Genomic DNA, 12,668 nt, shown 5'->3' with positions numbered 1-12,668 from the left:
CTTTCAAGGCGGAAAATATTTGAGGAGTAAGCAGATGAAATACATTGTCAATACCAGTAATGAAACAGACTATAATATTGCTCTTGAGGCTTATGCTTTTCGTGAGCTGATGGAGGAGGATGAATTGTTCATTCTTTGGATTAATCGTCCCTCCATTATCATTGGGCGTCATCAAAATACGATTGAAGAAATTAACAAGGAATACACCGATGCCCATGATATCCGTGTGGTTCGTCGTCTATCGGGCGGTGGGGCTGTCTATCATGACTTGAATAATCTCAATTACACCATTATTTCAAATAAGAGTACCGAAGGTGCCTTTGATTTCAAGACCTTTTCAGCACCTGTCATTGAAACCTTGGCAGATTTAGGGGTCAAGGCAAGCTTTACAGGACGTAATGATTTGGAGATTGATGGTAAAAAAATCTGCGGCAATGCTCAGGCCTATTATAAGGGACGTATGATGCACCATGGTTGCTTGTTGTTTGATGTGGACATGACAGTTTTAGGCAATGCCTTGAAAGTCAGCAAGGACAAGATTGAATCTAAGGGGGTCAAATCTGTTCGTGCGCGTGTGACCAATATTTTGGACCAATTGCCTAAGAAAATTACCGTCAATGAATTCGCTGATCTCCTCCTGCAAAAAATGAAGGACAAGCACCCAGATATGACGGAGTATATCTTATCGACAGGTGACTTGGCAAACATTAAAAAACTAGCTGATGAGCAGTTCGGCACTTGGGATTGGACTTACGGACAAGCACCTGAGTACACCATTTCACGGGAGGTTCGCTATCCAGCAGGCAAGATATCGACCTACGCCAATGTGGACAAGTCTATGATTCAATCTGTAAAAATTTATGGTGATTTCTTCGGCATTAAGGATGTCGCTGATGTAGAAGAAGCCTTGGTCGGTGTCCGCTATGAGTATCAAGATGTTCTTGCTCGGCTTAAAGACATGAAGCTGTCTGACTATTTCGCTGGTATGACAGTAGAAGAAGTTGCTAAAGCCATTGTCGCCTAAGAAAAAGGATTGACGATGGTCAATCCTTTTTGAGATTTTCTAAGTTCTGAGTCATGGCCTGACTGAAGGTTTTGAGACTGTCAGCAGTGGCCACATAGGAGGCAAGGAGGTCATAAATGGCATCTTGTGAGAGAACACCTCGAGCAAGGTCATCAGGTAGCCGTCCTTTGTCATCGGTTTCCAAATCTGCTAACCACTGGGGACTTTGATAGTAGGTGAAAAGCTCTTGTAGATTGGGTAGGATAGTTTCAAGCTGGTCCAGCTTTTGCTTGACCTCTTCCAAAGCCTTTTCCCCTTGGTTTAGGTGGTTTTCCATTGTTTGTATGCGTTTTATTGTATCCATAGTCTCATTATAGCAAAAAAGCTAGCAAAATGCTTGTCAAAAAAATCAAGATATGTTAGAATGAAAATGTTGACTAAATGCACGTCCTGTGCAACCGCACGACCATCGTTCTCAAGTAGTTTCGCACTCACGGTGCAAGGCGAGTCTTCACAGAGGGAAACCTCAAAAAATTTTTATAGGAGGTGCATCATGAGCACATATGCAATCATCAAAACTGGTGGAAAACAAGTTAAGGTTGAAGTTGATCAAGCCATCTATATTGAGAAACTTGACGTTGAAGCAGGAGCAGAGGTAACTTTTGACGAGGTTGTCCTTGTTGGTGGTGACAAAACTGTTGTAGGAACACCACTAGTAGCTGGTGCAACAGTTGTTGGTACTGTTGAAAAACAAGGTAAACAAAAGAAAGTTGTTACCTTCAAATACAAACCTAAAAAAGGTAGCCACCGTAAACAAGGTCATCGTCAACCTTATACCAAAGTGGTTATCAAAGCCATCAACGCTTAATTGTAGCTGGGCACATGATAGACATTAACATTCGTAAAAACAAACAGGACTGGCCCTTGCAGGTCAAGGTTATTGGCCATGCTGGTTCAGGTCCCTATGGTTATGATGTCATGTGTGCATCGGTCAGTACCCTTTGTTTGAATTTTTTGAACAGCTTAGAGGTTTTGGCTGATTATCAACCCAACTATCAGTTAAATCAAAAAGATGGGGGCTATCTGCTGATTGATTTATCAGCCATGGATAAGCTCGTTAAAAAAGAAACAGCTCGGATTTTATACGACTCGTTTCAGCTGGGCCTAAGCCAGTTGGGGGCAGATTCGCCAGAATTTGTTCGCACGGTTATCAGGTCCCAAGATTAACTTAAGAGAGGACTATCATTATGTTAAAAATGAATCTTGCTAACTTGCAACTTTTCGCCCACAAAAAAGGTGGAGGTTCTACATCAAACGGACGTGACTCACAAGCTAAACGTCTTGGAGCTAAAGCTGCTGACGGACAAACCGTAACAGGTGGTTCAATCCTTTACCGTCAACGTGGTACCCATATCTATCCAGGTGTTAACGTTGGTCGTGGTGGCGATGATACACTTTTCGCTAAGGTTGAAGGTGTTGTTCGCTTCGAGCGTAAAGGTCGCGATAAGAAACAAGTATCTGTTTACCCAATCGCTAAATAAGGTCTAAAAACCTTATATTACAAGGCTTTCCTAGGTTTAGGAAGGCCTTTTTTATTGTTTTGATACCCACCGTGATACCCATATTTAAAAACCGATGTAGGAAGCGAACTTGTCAGCTACTTCATTTTTGGCTTTTTGGGTCACGTGAGCATAAATGTCCATAGTGGTTTGAATATTCTCATGACCAAGTCTTTCTTGGACTTCCTTGATAGTAGCACCAGCTTCAAATAGAAGAGAGCAGTGGGTGTGTCTAAATCCGTGTGGGGTAATTCTCTTAAAGTTGGGATGTTTTCTCCAAACACGGTTAAGCATATTATTGACGTGGACGATACTTTTTGGCTCTCCATTTTCATTTTTAAAGAGTAGTCCTTTGGTGCTATATTTTTTCCATGCTTTCAAAATTTCTACTGTCTGAGGGTCCAGGGAGATAGTTCTGGCACTTCTTTTTGTCTTTGGTGATTGGAATATGGTTCTATTGTTTTCTCCTTTAGCGAGCGTCTTGGTGACTTTTAATTGTGCAGCTTTTAAGTTTATGTCTGACCAACTTAAGGCACCAACCTCATTTTTTCTCATGCCAGTAAAGGCGAGTAGTCTAAAAAATGTTAGCATTTCAGGATCATCCATTTCTTCCACAAGAACAAAGAAATCTCTTAGTTCCTCCTTGTTGTAGAACTCATCAATTTCTTCTTTATCTTTTTTCTGTCGCTTTGGTTTGAGTGTTTTTCTCATAGGATTGCTATCTATCAATTCCATTGATATGGCATAGTCAAAGATTTGGTTAGCTATGCTGATAATTCCAAAAAAGCGTTTGTATTGGTCAGCCCATTTATTGACTTGAGTTTGGCACATTGTCAGAGTAATCTTGTTGATGGCTTTATTGCCGAAAATAGGTAAGATGTGACGTTGTGCAATATTGGTTTGGCTGACATAGGTTGATTCTTTGACGGTGTTTTTGTAATGACTTTTCCAAATCTCATAGACTTGGAGAAAAGTGGTGTTGGTATTTTTAGCTCTGAATGTTTTCTTTTCATACTCAGTTAGGCATTTTGCTTCAGCAAGTCTAGCTTCACGTTCTGTTTTAAATCCACGACGGAAAGTTTGAATTTTTTTCCCAGTCAACGGATCTAACCCGTGGTAGGCTTTAAAATAATAAGCAGTAGTATCACCTTTTTTATATTGACCAATCATTGATTTTTACCTCATTTCTTGATAAAATAGGTACAGTAAAGAGGGCTTTTTAATGCCTTTTCTTTATTATACTGAATGCCTCACACTCAAGGTTTGCTGACGGAGAGTGTGGGGAGTTTTTTGTTTCTAACCATGCGAGATTTCATACGGTTAGTCATCTAGTTTATCAGCATGTTTTATCGTGTCTAAAAATGCTTGCTCGACTTTTGTGATGTGATTTTTTGTTCGCTTTTTGTACTCTTGAAATTCTTGTTTTGCTTTAGTGATGGCTTGTTCATGCTTAATTTTGCCAGCATGGGATAAGATACCTTTTCCATACCTTTCAGCGAAGTTGTCTAGTTCATCTACCCAATCTTGCATGTACATTGGCTGGTGTGTCTCTGCTCTGAGTTCGGCTACGTCAAAGAAGGCATTGACGATTCTGTTTAGTGTTTTTAATTCGGTTTCAGAGAGATAGTTTTTAGCTATTGTGATGTCATCACTCTTTATTCTGTCTCCTGGGAAATTAGTTAGTCCCATATTTGGTAATTGAGCGTCAGCTCTGGAAAAGATGATTTCAGCTGCTGTGTGACCATGTGCAGCGTAGTGAATTTTGTTTTGTAATGTTTTGAACATGAGTTGGGACTCACTGGAGTGGGGGTCGTAATCAACGCTGGTAGCATAGAGGTCAAGCACTTGGCGATAGAATACTTTTTCGCTAGACCGAATATCTCTGATACGGTCTAGTAATTCTTTCCAGTAGTTGCCACCTCCTAAGTTTTTTAGGCGGTCATCGTCCATGGCAAAACCTTTTATTAGGTATTCTTTAAGGACGCTTAAAGCCCAGCGTCTGAACTGTGTGCCTCGTAGGGATTTGACACGGTAACCAACGGAGATGATGACATCGAGGTTGTAGTAGTCTACTTGGTAGGTTTTTCCGTCAGTTGCAGTTGTTGCATTTTTTGCAACAACTGAAAGCGGATCTAGCTCTCCTTCTTCAAAGATGTTTTTGATATGGCGTGAAATGGTTGATTTGTCTCTTTGGAATAATTCAGCCATTTGGTCTAGGGATAGCCAGACGGTTTCGTTTTCCATTTGAACGTTGATTTTGGTTAGCCCATCTTCGGTTTGATACATTAAAAATTCTGTTGTCATTGCTATCCTTTCTAGTTTTTCCTGTATATGGCTATGACTTGACTGATGGTGCGGATGGTGTCGTCAAGTGAATAGAAAAAAGTCAACGCCAGACGTTGACTTTCTCCAATAACCCGAATGCGAGCCAAGGGCGAACCTTGTTTCCTCACTGTTAGTTTACTATAGCTGTTGTAGAAAGTCAATAGATTTTATTACTATACAAAATTGTTGACAAGTAACAGGATTTATAGGAAAATCTAGGTTAGATGACACTAACCGTCATGACTTACTTGCCGAAGTGATCGTGCAATAATGTGAGAATAGAGAGCCTTACTAATTTAGTAAGGTTCTTTTAGATGCGTTTTCAAGGGACTTAAGCAATTATTTCAAGGGTTTCAGGAGAGAGTGTGGGGAGTTTTTTATTATAACGTTCATATTGATTTAGTCAGTCAATCAATTTTTTTAGTTCTTTAAGAGCTTTTTGATTGCTGTTAGTTAGCGTTTTGAGCTGTTGAATGGCTATGCGGTTGAGTTGCTCTAGTCTGACTTGTCGTTCAATTCCTTGCTTTATCATTTCAGCATTTAGATTTTGTAGGTTATTGAGTATTAAAAGTTGTTCAATCGTGGAATTGTCCCTTAAATTGCCTTCTTTATCTGGATATTTTTCACTATACTCCTTAGCTGTCATGCCGTAAAGGGCAACGTTTATCAAGTCCATTTCAGAAGCGTAGGCATAACGTATTTGACTTTGTGTCAGGGTTGGGATAATATTTTCCTTGATGGCATCGGTATGTATGGTATGGTTGAGTTTGGCAATGTAACGGTTGGCTTGCCACTCGATTTGATTTTTATAATCTTCTTCTTGTTTTAGTCGCTGGTAATCTTGAATGATATAGAGTTTGAACTCTGGGGAAATCCAAGAGGCGAACTCAAAGGCAATATCAGAGTGGGCATAAGTGCCACCCCCTCGACCAGATTTGGAGATTATTCCTATTGCTGCAGTTTGTGCAATCCACTTTTGGGGAGATAAAGTGAATCCGTTTAAGCCAGATTGACTCTTAAAGGAGTCGAATTCGACCCCTTTAAAATTAGGGTTATGGATTCTTTCCCAAGTGCCTAAAAATTCAATAGTATTTCTATTTCTTAGCCAGTTTTTTACAACATCTTTGGGTTCTTCAGGATTTGCATATCGTGCTATATCCGTCAGACTGATGTAGTCGGTATTGCTGGTTAGTAGTGTTATTTCTTTACCGTTCGCATTGATTTTTATCATATTATCTCCTTTCTAGCTTTCCCTGTATATATCCACTACCTCGCCGATGGTGCGGATGTTGTCATCGGGGCAATGGTATTCCTATCCTGTATTTTAAGGTAATTTGCCAGAATTTTTGATAAGGTCTTTGTTTTGCTGATTGACTTTACGTTCTAGTTTTTTGAGGTCTTCAGCTGGCGGAAGTTCTTCTGGTTTGATACCACGTTGCCCTAGCATGTCACGAATGGTACTGTTATTGAGAACGTGTTCATCTGTGATTGCTGTTTCTCCGTAAAGGTTGTTTGATTCTACGTTATAGTTTGTCATCTCTGTTGCGAGGTTTTTAGCGGCTATGGTTAGGGTTGGTAAGAAATCTGCTAGAGGACGATTATCGTTTACACCAAGTCGCTGTTTCATTTCTTTAGTATTATGTCCACCAAAGAGTGCTGTATCTCCTTTTGAACGAATACGTCCAAAACCTTTGTCGTCAACTCCTCTTTCATAGATATTTTGAGACAATCGTTTTTCAGATTCTTTGAGTTTTCCTCTTGCCTCTGTTCGCTCGATATAGTGCAAGCGTTCTTCAATCAGTTCTTGCTTTCTTGTTTGAACGGAGAAGTAGGATTGGGCAAATGCAATTTCTTCCTTTTTGGTGTCTCCGTTCATGGCGATTAGGTAGCAGGCATAGCGTGTCAACATGTAATCTTTAATAGGTCGTTCAGCACCACTTCCCAGGGGTACCATTTTCGTGATTTCACGAAAATGGTCTGATACGGTGGTATTAGTGGTTTCTACGGAGTCCATAGCTCGATAGATAGCAGTATTAAAATTTTCCCAACGCTTGTAACCAAGGAGTTGCATAAGGTCTCTGGCATACCAGAAATCAATGTTTTCTAGTTGGTGGAGAATGGAGTCGAATTTTTCTTTTATTTTATAGATTTTTGATTGCTCCATTGCCTACCCCTCCCTGTATATATCCACGACTTCACCGATGGTGCGGATGTTGTCATCGGGGGTTAGGGGGATGTCGTTGTATTCTTTGTTCAGGCTCTCTAGATAAGGGGTGCCGTTTTGGTCTTGGCGGAGTTTTTTGACGTAGTTTTCGCCATTGACTTGGAAAATGCCGATGGTGTTCATGTCCACTTGTGGGGTTAGTTTGATAAAGAGGAAGTCGCCATGCTTAATTTTTGGCTGCATGGAGTGACCGACAACAACGGCAATGGTGTCGTAGTCGTCATCGTCCAAGATGTCGTCTTGATAAAAGCTGACGTCGTTGTCATGGTCGTACTCTTGCCAGGCTCCTGATCCCGCTGAAACGGTACCGTCCACATTTTTGACAATCCGTTTTCTGCTGTCGTACTCGGCCCGCTTTTCCTCGATGGAGGTGACCTTGCTTGCCTTTTCCTGTTGTTGGGCCTCTAGCTGGTCACTAGCGTAGTCTAGGACGCTTTCTTGCCGTGGGGGGTCTAATTGTACCACCTTGTCGGTAATGGCCGTGACAAGCTCGCTGTGGGCTTGTGGGGTATAGAGTTCTACTAAGTCAGATTTTTCTACTCCGAAATAATTAGCCATGATTTCAATTTTGTCAATTCTAGGGTAAGTCTTCGCATTGACCCAATCAAGTACAGTAGTATATTTGAAATCTAAGGTTATAGCAAAATCTTTAACAGTCATACCTAGTTTATCAATATGTCTTTTGATATTGTTAGCCATGATTTCTTTATTTCCAAGTGAGCCACTCATTTTTTTACCTCTTTTCTTATCCTTATTATAACGTTTTAACCGTGTTTTTGTCAAAAAATAGCTAAAAAAATCAAAAAAACTTTGTTTTTGTGTTGACAACACGGTAAAACCGTGTTACAATATAATCAAGATAAAGGAAAGGAGGAAATCAGATATGAAACCAAGGCGAAGCAAAAAGCCCTCTAATGAAAAACTAGCACTGCTACTCATAAAGCTGGAACTTGTGAAAACAGTACTAGAAATCATTAAAGAGCTGTTAAGCCTATAAGAGGAGGGGCGAAAGCCCCAACCCTTATGGGGGTATCATATCAGATTTGAGAGGAAAAAGCAATGAAAAAAAGATATTTTTGGTTAGCTTTGGTTTCATCAGGTATCATTTTGAACGTGATTTTAATGATGAAAACTGGTGTTAGTCTAACAAACTTTATGAACTTAGTTATTTTGGCTGTCTGTGCTTATGCCTTGTATGATAATTGACAGTCGGCAAGATTTATAGGATAATGTAGGGGAAGAGATAAAATTGGGCATTAGTGCCAACAGAAATCCCCTAAGTTGTTCCAGCAACCTAGGGGATTTTTTCTGAGTTAGATAGTGCCAGCTATTTACTTGAAAGGGGTGATGATTATTGAAAGATAAAGTGACCTTAAAAATTTTACGCATACAAGCAGGTTTAACACAAGAGCAAGTTGCTGAAAAGTTAGAAATTGCACCATCAACGTGGAGTAAGTGGGAAAATGGAAAAAGTTATCCCGATGTGCCACAGATTGGCAAAATTGAAGAATTATTTAATATCACATATGCTGATATTAAATTTTTAATCAATAACACGGTTAAAGCGTGTTTGAAATAAAAAAACTAACAAAAGTCAAAAAAGGTCAAAAAAATTTGCTTGATATACTACATATATCAAGATACTTGTTGACAAGCAACAAGTATCGTTACTAATGGAAAGGAGGACTATGGCGAAGAAAAAAGTTACTGAAATTCGTGATGACATCTTTTTCTATAAATTGCTAGATGTTTCTAAAAATGCGGTTTTTATTGGCTGGGCTAACGTTCAACGTAGGGAGTATCAGAAATTCTTAAAAGACCATCTGCCACATTTGAGGGAATTATCCACCATTGAAAACGCAGGCTTTGAGTCAACTGGTATCAATGTTGCTCTATATGTCTTTTCAGAAGAGGTCAGTGATACTTATATTAGTCGGGTCTATGATGGCGATCAAATCGTTTATGAGGAGATTTTCCAAAAGGATGATGGTGACGTTGAGATTGCTCGTAAGCCAATTCCTATGGAAGACTTGCGACCTAAGGTGAGTGACCTTTTCAAGACGGTGTGTGACTATAAGGAATGGGAAGCTAAGACTAGGCTAAACCAACGATTGGAGGCTATCAAGGCTTGGGAGAGGGGCGAGGGTCCTAATCCTTGGGGAGAGATAAAAGAAGAGCGGATAGACTGGGAGAATGGTGGGAATGCTGCCTTGTCAGACTTGTCTTTCCGAAATTATCTCAAATCTGTCAATCATGACTTGATGATATTTGGTCAGTGTGGCGACATCAGTATCTTGGAAACCTTGAGTGAGAACCTTGCTATCTTGGCAGAGTTGGGGCAGAAAGTCAAAATCCAGTTAGAAGTGTTGAGGACGTTTGAACATGCAAGAAGTCAGCTTTCAAGTGATGAAACTTGATGAGGTTTGTGAGATTGTCCGTGGGCAGCGGGCTGTATCAGTGGAAGGTGGGAAAGTTCCGGTTTATGGGGCTGGGAAGAAGCCCACCAAGTTTACTGATAGGGCAAATACGCAAGCTGGTTCTATCCGTGTGACGAGCAAGGCAACCCTAGGTAATGTTTATCTACATTCGGAACCCTTCTGGGCTGAGGAAACGTGTTTGGTTATCAAGGCGAAAGAGGATATTATCCTATCCATGTATCTTTATCACTGGCTAAAGAGTAATCGGGTGCTGATACAGACTTTGAAAAGAGGAGAGACGATACCTAGTTTGGACTTGGAGAAGTTTCGGGCTTTACCTATTGAGATACCGTCTTTGGCATATCAGTATGAGGTTTGCTTTTTCTTGGGGCAGTTAGCTGTGGAGGTTGCTGATTTAATCTTGCAGGCGGACTTGGAGAGAAAACGAGCAAGTGCTACTTCGGAAAAATTCTATGAGAAGTTAGGAGGTCATCATGACATTTAAGGCTTATGATAAGCGAGAGGAAGCTAAAAAGCAGAATTTTCATGCGACACCAGAGTTACTTAGTCGTTTGGTGGTTGAGAAGTTAAGGGAGTACAATCTTCCTCATCGGACTATCTTGGATAACTCGGTAGGTAGTGGGCAACTGGAACGTTTTGTAGATTTTGAAATACTCTATGCCTATGAGATTGATGAGAATGCTCGAGCAGTGGCTAAGGAAAACTTTGGCGACAAAATAGTATTTTTAGGGGATAATGCCCTTATCGTTGAAGACTACCCTGTCTGTCCTGATTGTGTGATTGCTAACCCACCTTTTGCGATAAAAAAAGAGTGGTCAAGCGATGAAGATAAGGCAAACGTCTTGGCTTATCTCAATAAGCGGGAAGACCGACAAATCAGCTTGTTTTAAGTGTAGGGCTAAAAAGGTCAACAAGTATCGTTACTAATAGGAAGGAGGGAGGAGATGGGGAACCAAATGTTATTGACATTCTTATTGTCTACGATATTTTCTTTGATTTCGTATATCGTGGTGACTACTGTGGTTGATAGAAAATCTAAGAAAATGCGTGATGAAATGTATAAGAGTGTTTGGGAAGACTATAGAAAAAGAAGTGGCAAGTAGCCTACTTCTTGGAATCTTTTTGATTCTGTCTACGTTGGTTTCTAACTTCTTCGCTGATTGCTTCTTGAAAAGCAGGAGTTGCAGCATTCATGAGTGTGCCAAATATATCCTTGGCCATATCTAATTCTGATTGCTTTTGGATATTTTCTAGTTGCAACTTATGGGCTTCTTTCATTTTTTCAATTTCTTGTGAATGATTTTTCTCGATTGCTTCAAAATCATGTTTATATTGTTTTTCTAGCTTTTCTAAATCATTTTGATGATTTTTTTCAATCTGTTTTATTTCCGATCGATTTTTCATCCAAGAAGCAAAGAAACTGAGTAAACCAGTTATAGTAGCAGGAATAGTAGCGGTAGCAAGTGTGAGCCAGAATTGAAAATTTTCCATGAGTATTCTCCAGTCGTTTTTATTTCATTATAGCAAAAATTTATTAAATACCTAGTGGAAAGGGGTGAGGAGATGGGGACAGAAATAATTGAAACTAAAAAAGCCAGTGTCACTTTTGACACTGACGGTCGGGTCGTTATTAAGGGAAAAAAAGTTTTAGTAAACGACCGTAAATCTACCATCTGATTCTAGTTTCAGTGGTTTGTTGCAATCAACATTGATTGTACCATCTGGTAGCATGTCGTAATTGATGGTCAAACCATTTGGATAGAATGTTTCAACGTAGACGTGACCTGGTCCTTTTTCATGGACAACCTTGGTGACTTGGTCTTCAGGTATTCCTGTGTCAATGATTATTGTCATATAGCTGTACCTCCTTTCTACTGGGATAAGGCTATTGTAACAGGTTTTGACTTAAAATGACTAATGGAAAGGAGGTAGGAGATGGGAAACCTTATAAATATTATAATTTTTGCGATATGGATGAATTTAATTTTGTTTGAATTCTTTGATGAGTTTATGGAAAAACTTAATAAATTTCGAAATCAACGAATAAGACATCAAGGACGAAAGAGAGATAAAAATTCCTAATGCTTCAAATTGTTCTTTGTTGAACATATAGAAAGGAGTAAGTAAATGACTTATGGTGAACGGATTCGCAAGTTGCGTGAGGAGCGTCAGATGAGCCTGCGTGATTTGTCAGAAAAATCTTTGATTGATTATACGGTCTTGTCTCGGGTTGAGAATGATTTTAGTGAATTGACCGTGGCAAAGGCCAAGGCGATTGCTCGTGGTCTGGGCTGTGCCTTATCTGATATTGTGGGGAATTAGTGGAAAGGAGGAGGAGAGGTGATTTATGACAAAATCAAGAAGATTGCATCGGAGAAAGGGATCTCGATTTATCGGATTGAAAAAGATCCGATGGCTTATAAATTTATCTTAGAAATCAATGCGGAGGAATCAAATGAACATCTTGAGCGAAGAATTTGAAACTGGTATTAGAACAGTTGTCAGAATGCAATTTAAGGAGTCTTTTGCAGAACTTCTAAAGCACGAAACCGTGGACAAGCAATGGTTGTCTTTGGATAGCGCTGCTAACTATGCAGATTGCAGTTACAATACAATAAAAAAATGGATTAGAATGGGCCTTAATCTTTATCAGATTGATGGTACTAAGCGTATTAAAAAGGATGAACTGGATGAATTCATTGAAAATCATCTAGTAGTTTAAGAAAGGAGGAATAATGACGTTAGAATTTTTGGTGTTAACTTGGTTGGCAGCCTCGTTATTGGCAGGCTTGATAACCGTTTGGTTGTGGTTCTGTCTAGTGGTTTGGAAGGTTAATCTTGTCCTTGCCTTGTTGGGTAGTTTAATCCCTCTATTTATCTTTGTAGGGTGGGTTTGTTTAATAGTTTAAGGAGAAAAAATGAGTAAGGTGCGTTTATCGGTTTTAGACCGTTTGGAACTTTTAGAGGCTGAGATGAATACTGTTTTAGCTGAAAATGTAGAGTTGAAAGCTCGTCTGGACCGTTTGGAACATCCGACGGCAGACAATCTGATGACGGAGTTTTTACAGGCGGCAAAATAAAAAAAGCCCCTTTGGATGGTAATCCAAAGAGTGACGGGC

Annotated in this window: 21 protein-coding genes and 1 other annotated feature; of the genes, 13 read left to right on the top strand and 8 right to left on the bottom strand. The window is 39.8% G+C overall.

What is annotated here, in order from left to right; all coding sequences use genetic code 11:
• Positions 1-34: 34 nt before the first annotated feature.
• Complete coding sequence (lplA, locus tag FRX57_RS03005; RefSeq protein ID WP_146566486.1) at positions 35-1,024, top strand: lipoate--protein ligase; 990 nt, start codon at positions 35-37, stop codon at positions 1,022-1,024.
• A gap of 19 nt (positions 1,025-1,043) precedes the next feature.
• Here lplA and FRX57_RS03000 read toward each other — a convergent pair whose 3' ends face one another.
• Positions 1,044-1,367, bottom strand: a complete 324-nt coding sequence (locus FRX57_RS03000) for a DUF4298 domain-containing protein (protein WP_146566484.1) — start codon at positions 1,365-1,367, stop codon at positions 1,044-1,046.
• An 82-nt stretch (positions 1,368-1,449) separates the two neighbouring features.
• Positions 1,450-1,524: a sequence feature (ribosomal protein L21 leader region), on the top strand.
• 32 nt (positions 1,525-1,556) lie between these two features.
• Between FRX57_RS03000 and rplU the strand changes: the two genes are divergently transcribed.
• From rplU to rpmA, 3 genes are read left to right on the top strand one after another with little or no spacing between them, the layout of a single operon-like run.
• Positions 1,557-1,871, top strand: a complete 315-nt coding sequence (rplU, locus tag FRX57_RS02995; RefSeq protein ID WP_146566482.1) for a 50S ribosomal protein L21 — start codon at positions 1,557-1,559, stop codon at positions 1,869-1,871.
• A gap of 14 nt (positions 1,872-1,885) precedes the next feature.
• A complete protein-coding gene (locus FRX57_RS02990; RefSeq protein ID WP_146566481.1) occupies positions 1,886-2,230 on the top strand; it encodes a ribosomal-processing cysteine protease Prp in 345 nt (114 codons plus the stop codon).
• A 20-nt stretch (positions 2,231-2,250) separates the two neighbouring features.
• Positions 2,251-2,544, top strand: a complete 294-nt coding sequence (gene rpmA, locus FRX57_RS02985; RefSeq protein ID WP_003032879.1) for a 50S ribosomal protein L27 — start codon at positions 2,251-2,253, stop codon at positions 2,542-2,544.
• Between the two features lie 84 nt (positions 2,545-2,628).
• Here rpmA and FRX57_RS02980 read toward each other — a convergent pair whose 3' ends face one another.
• The 5 genes from FRX57_RS02980 to FRX57_RS02960 all read right to left on the bottom strand — a co-directional run bounded on the left by FRX57_RS02980 (position 2,629) and on the right by FRX57_RS02960 (position 7,840).
• Positions 2,629-3,732 (bottom strand): site-specific integrase, encoded by a 1,104-nt coding sequence (locus FRX57_RS02980; protein ID WP_146566479.1) that lies wholly within the window; start codon positions 3,730-3,732, stop codon positions 2,629-2,631.
• Between the two features lie 150 nt (positions 3,733-3,882).
• A complete protein-coding gene (locus tag FRX57_RS02975; RefSeq protein WP_146566477.1) occupies positions 3,883-4,866 on the bottom strand; it encodes a virulence RhuM family protein in 984 nt (327 codons plus the stop codon).
• A 424-nt stretch (positions 4,867-5,290) separates the two neighbouring features.
• The gene (locus FRX57_RS02970; RefSeq protein ID WP_146566475.1) at positions 5,291-6,118 is read right to left on the bottom strand and encodes a KilA-N domain-containing protein; all 828 of its coding nucleotides are present in this window, start codon (positions 6,116-6,118) and stop codon (positions 5,291-5,293) included.
• Positions 6,119-6,211: 93 nt separating this feature from the next.
• On the bottom strand, positions 6,212-7,051 hold the full coding sequence (gene dinD / locus FRX57_RS02965) for a DNA damage-inducible protein D (RefSeq protein ID WP_146566473.1): 840 nt from the start codon (positions 7,049-7,051) through the stop codon (positions 6,212-6,214).
• A gap of 3 nt (positions 7,052-7,054) precedes the next feature.
• Complete coding sequence (locus tag FRX57_RS02960) at positions 7,055-7,840, bottom strand: XRE family transcriptional regulator (protein ID WP_246100916.1); 786 nt, start codon at positions 7,838-7,840, stop codon at positions 7,055-7,057.
• A gap of 330 nt (positions 7,841-8,170) precedes the next feature.
• Between FRX57_RS02960 and FRX57_RS07620 the strand changes: the two genes are divergently transcribed.
• From FRX57_RS07620 to FRX57_RS02940, 5 genes are all read left to right on the top strand, one after another.
• A complete protein-coding gene (locus FRX57_RS07620) occupies positions 8,171-8,317 on the top strand; it encodes a hypothetical protein (RefSeq protein WP_186600814.1) in 147 nt (48 codons plus the stop codon).
• Between the two features lie 148 nt (positions 8,318-8,465).
• Positions 8,466-8,690 (top strand): helix-turn-helix transcriptional regulator, encoded by a 225-nt coding sequence (locus FRX57_RS02955; protein ID WP_146566471.1) that lies wholly within the window; start codon positions 8,466-8,468, stop codon positions 8,688-8,690.
• 109 nt (positions 8,691-8,799) lie between these two features.
• Positions 8,800-9,528 carry a hypothetical protein gene (locus FRX57_RS02950; protein WP_146566469.1) on the top strand — a complete coding sequence of 243 codons (729 nt, stop codon included), beginning with the start codon at positions 8,800-8,802 and terminating at the stop codon, positions 9,526-9,528.
• A complete protein-coding gene (locus FRX57_RS02945; RefSeq protein ID WP_146566467.1) occupies positions 9,494-10,033 on the top strand; it encodes a restriction endonuclease subunit S in 540 nt (179 codons plus the stop codon). Before FRX57_RS02950 ends, FRX57_RS02945 begins: the two co-directional genes overlap by 35 nt.
• On the top strand, positions 10,023-10,439 hold the full coding sequence (locus tag FRX57_RS02940) for a DNA methyltransferase family protein (protein ID WP_146566466.1): 417 nt from the start codon (positions 10,023-10,025) through the stop codon (positions 10,437-10,439). The genes FRX57_RS02945 and FRX57_RS02940 overlap by 11 nt, the downstream gene beginning before the upstream one ends.
• 214 nt (positions 10,440-10,653) lie before the next feature.
• Here FRX57_RS02940 and FRX57_RS02935 read toward each other — a convergent pair whose 3' ends face one another.
• Together FRX57_RS02935 and FRX57_RS02930 are read right to left on the bottom strand one after the other, a co-directional pair.
• Positions 10,654-11,040, bottom strand: a complete 387-nt coding sequence (locus FRX57_RS02935; RefSeq protein ID WP_146566464.1) for a hypothetical protein — start codon at positions 11,038-11,040, stop codon at positions 10,654-10,656.
• Between the two features lie 156 nt (positions 11,041-11,196).
• On the bottom strand, positions 11,197-11,403 hold the full coding sequence (locus FRX57_RS02930; protein WP_146566462.1) for a hypothetical protein: 207 nt from the start codon (positions 11,401-11,403) through the stop codon (positions 11,197-11,199).
• Between the two features lie 273 nt (positions 11,404-11,676).
• Here FRX57_RS02930 and FRX57_RS02925 point away from each other — a divergent pair, with 273 nt between their 5' ends.
• From FRX57_RS02925 to FRX57_RS07610, 4 genes are all read left to right on the top strand, one after another.
• Positions 11,677-11,871: a helix-turn-helix domain-containing protein gene (locus tag FRX57_RS02925; protein WP_146566459.1), complete on the top strand. Its 195-nt coding sequence runs from the start codon at positions 11,677-11,679 to the stop codon at positions 11,869-11,871.
• A 133-nt stretch (positions 11,872-12,004) separates the two neighbouring features.
• Positions 12,005-12,271: a helix-turn-helix domain-containing protein gene (locus tag FRX57_RS02915; protein WP_146566457.1), complete on the top strand. Its 267-nt coding sequence runs from the start codon at positions 12,005-12,007 to the stop codon at positions 12,269-12,271.
• 13 nt (positions 12,272-12,284) lie between these two features.
• The gene (locus FRX57_RS07615; RefSeq protein ID WP_186600813.1) at positions 12,285-12,458 is read left to right on the top strand and encodes a hypothetical protein; all 174 of its coding nucleotides are present in this window, start codon (positions 12,285-12,287) and stop codon (positions 12,456-12,458) included.
• A gap of 9 nt (positions 12,459-12,467) precedes the next feature.
• Positions 12,468-12,629, top strand: coding sequence for a hypothetical protein (locus FRX57_RS07610; RefSeq protein ID WP_186600812.1), 162 nt, complete (start codon positions 12,468-12,470; stop codon positions 12,627-12,629).
• The last annotated feature ends 39 nt before the right edge of the window (positions 12,630-12,668 follow it).

The sequence above is a fragment of the Streptococcus cuniculipharyngis genome (assembly GCF_007859195.1).
Lineage (GTDB): Bacteria > Bacillota > Bacilli > Lactobacillales > Streptococcaceae > Streptococcus > Streptococcus cuniculipharyngis.
Note: the sequence above shows the minus strand (reverse complement) of the source record. Positions and strands in the feature narration are given on the sequence as shown.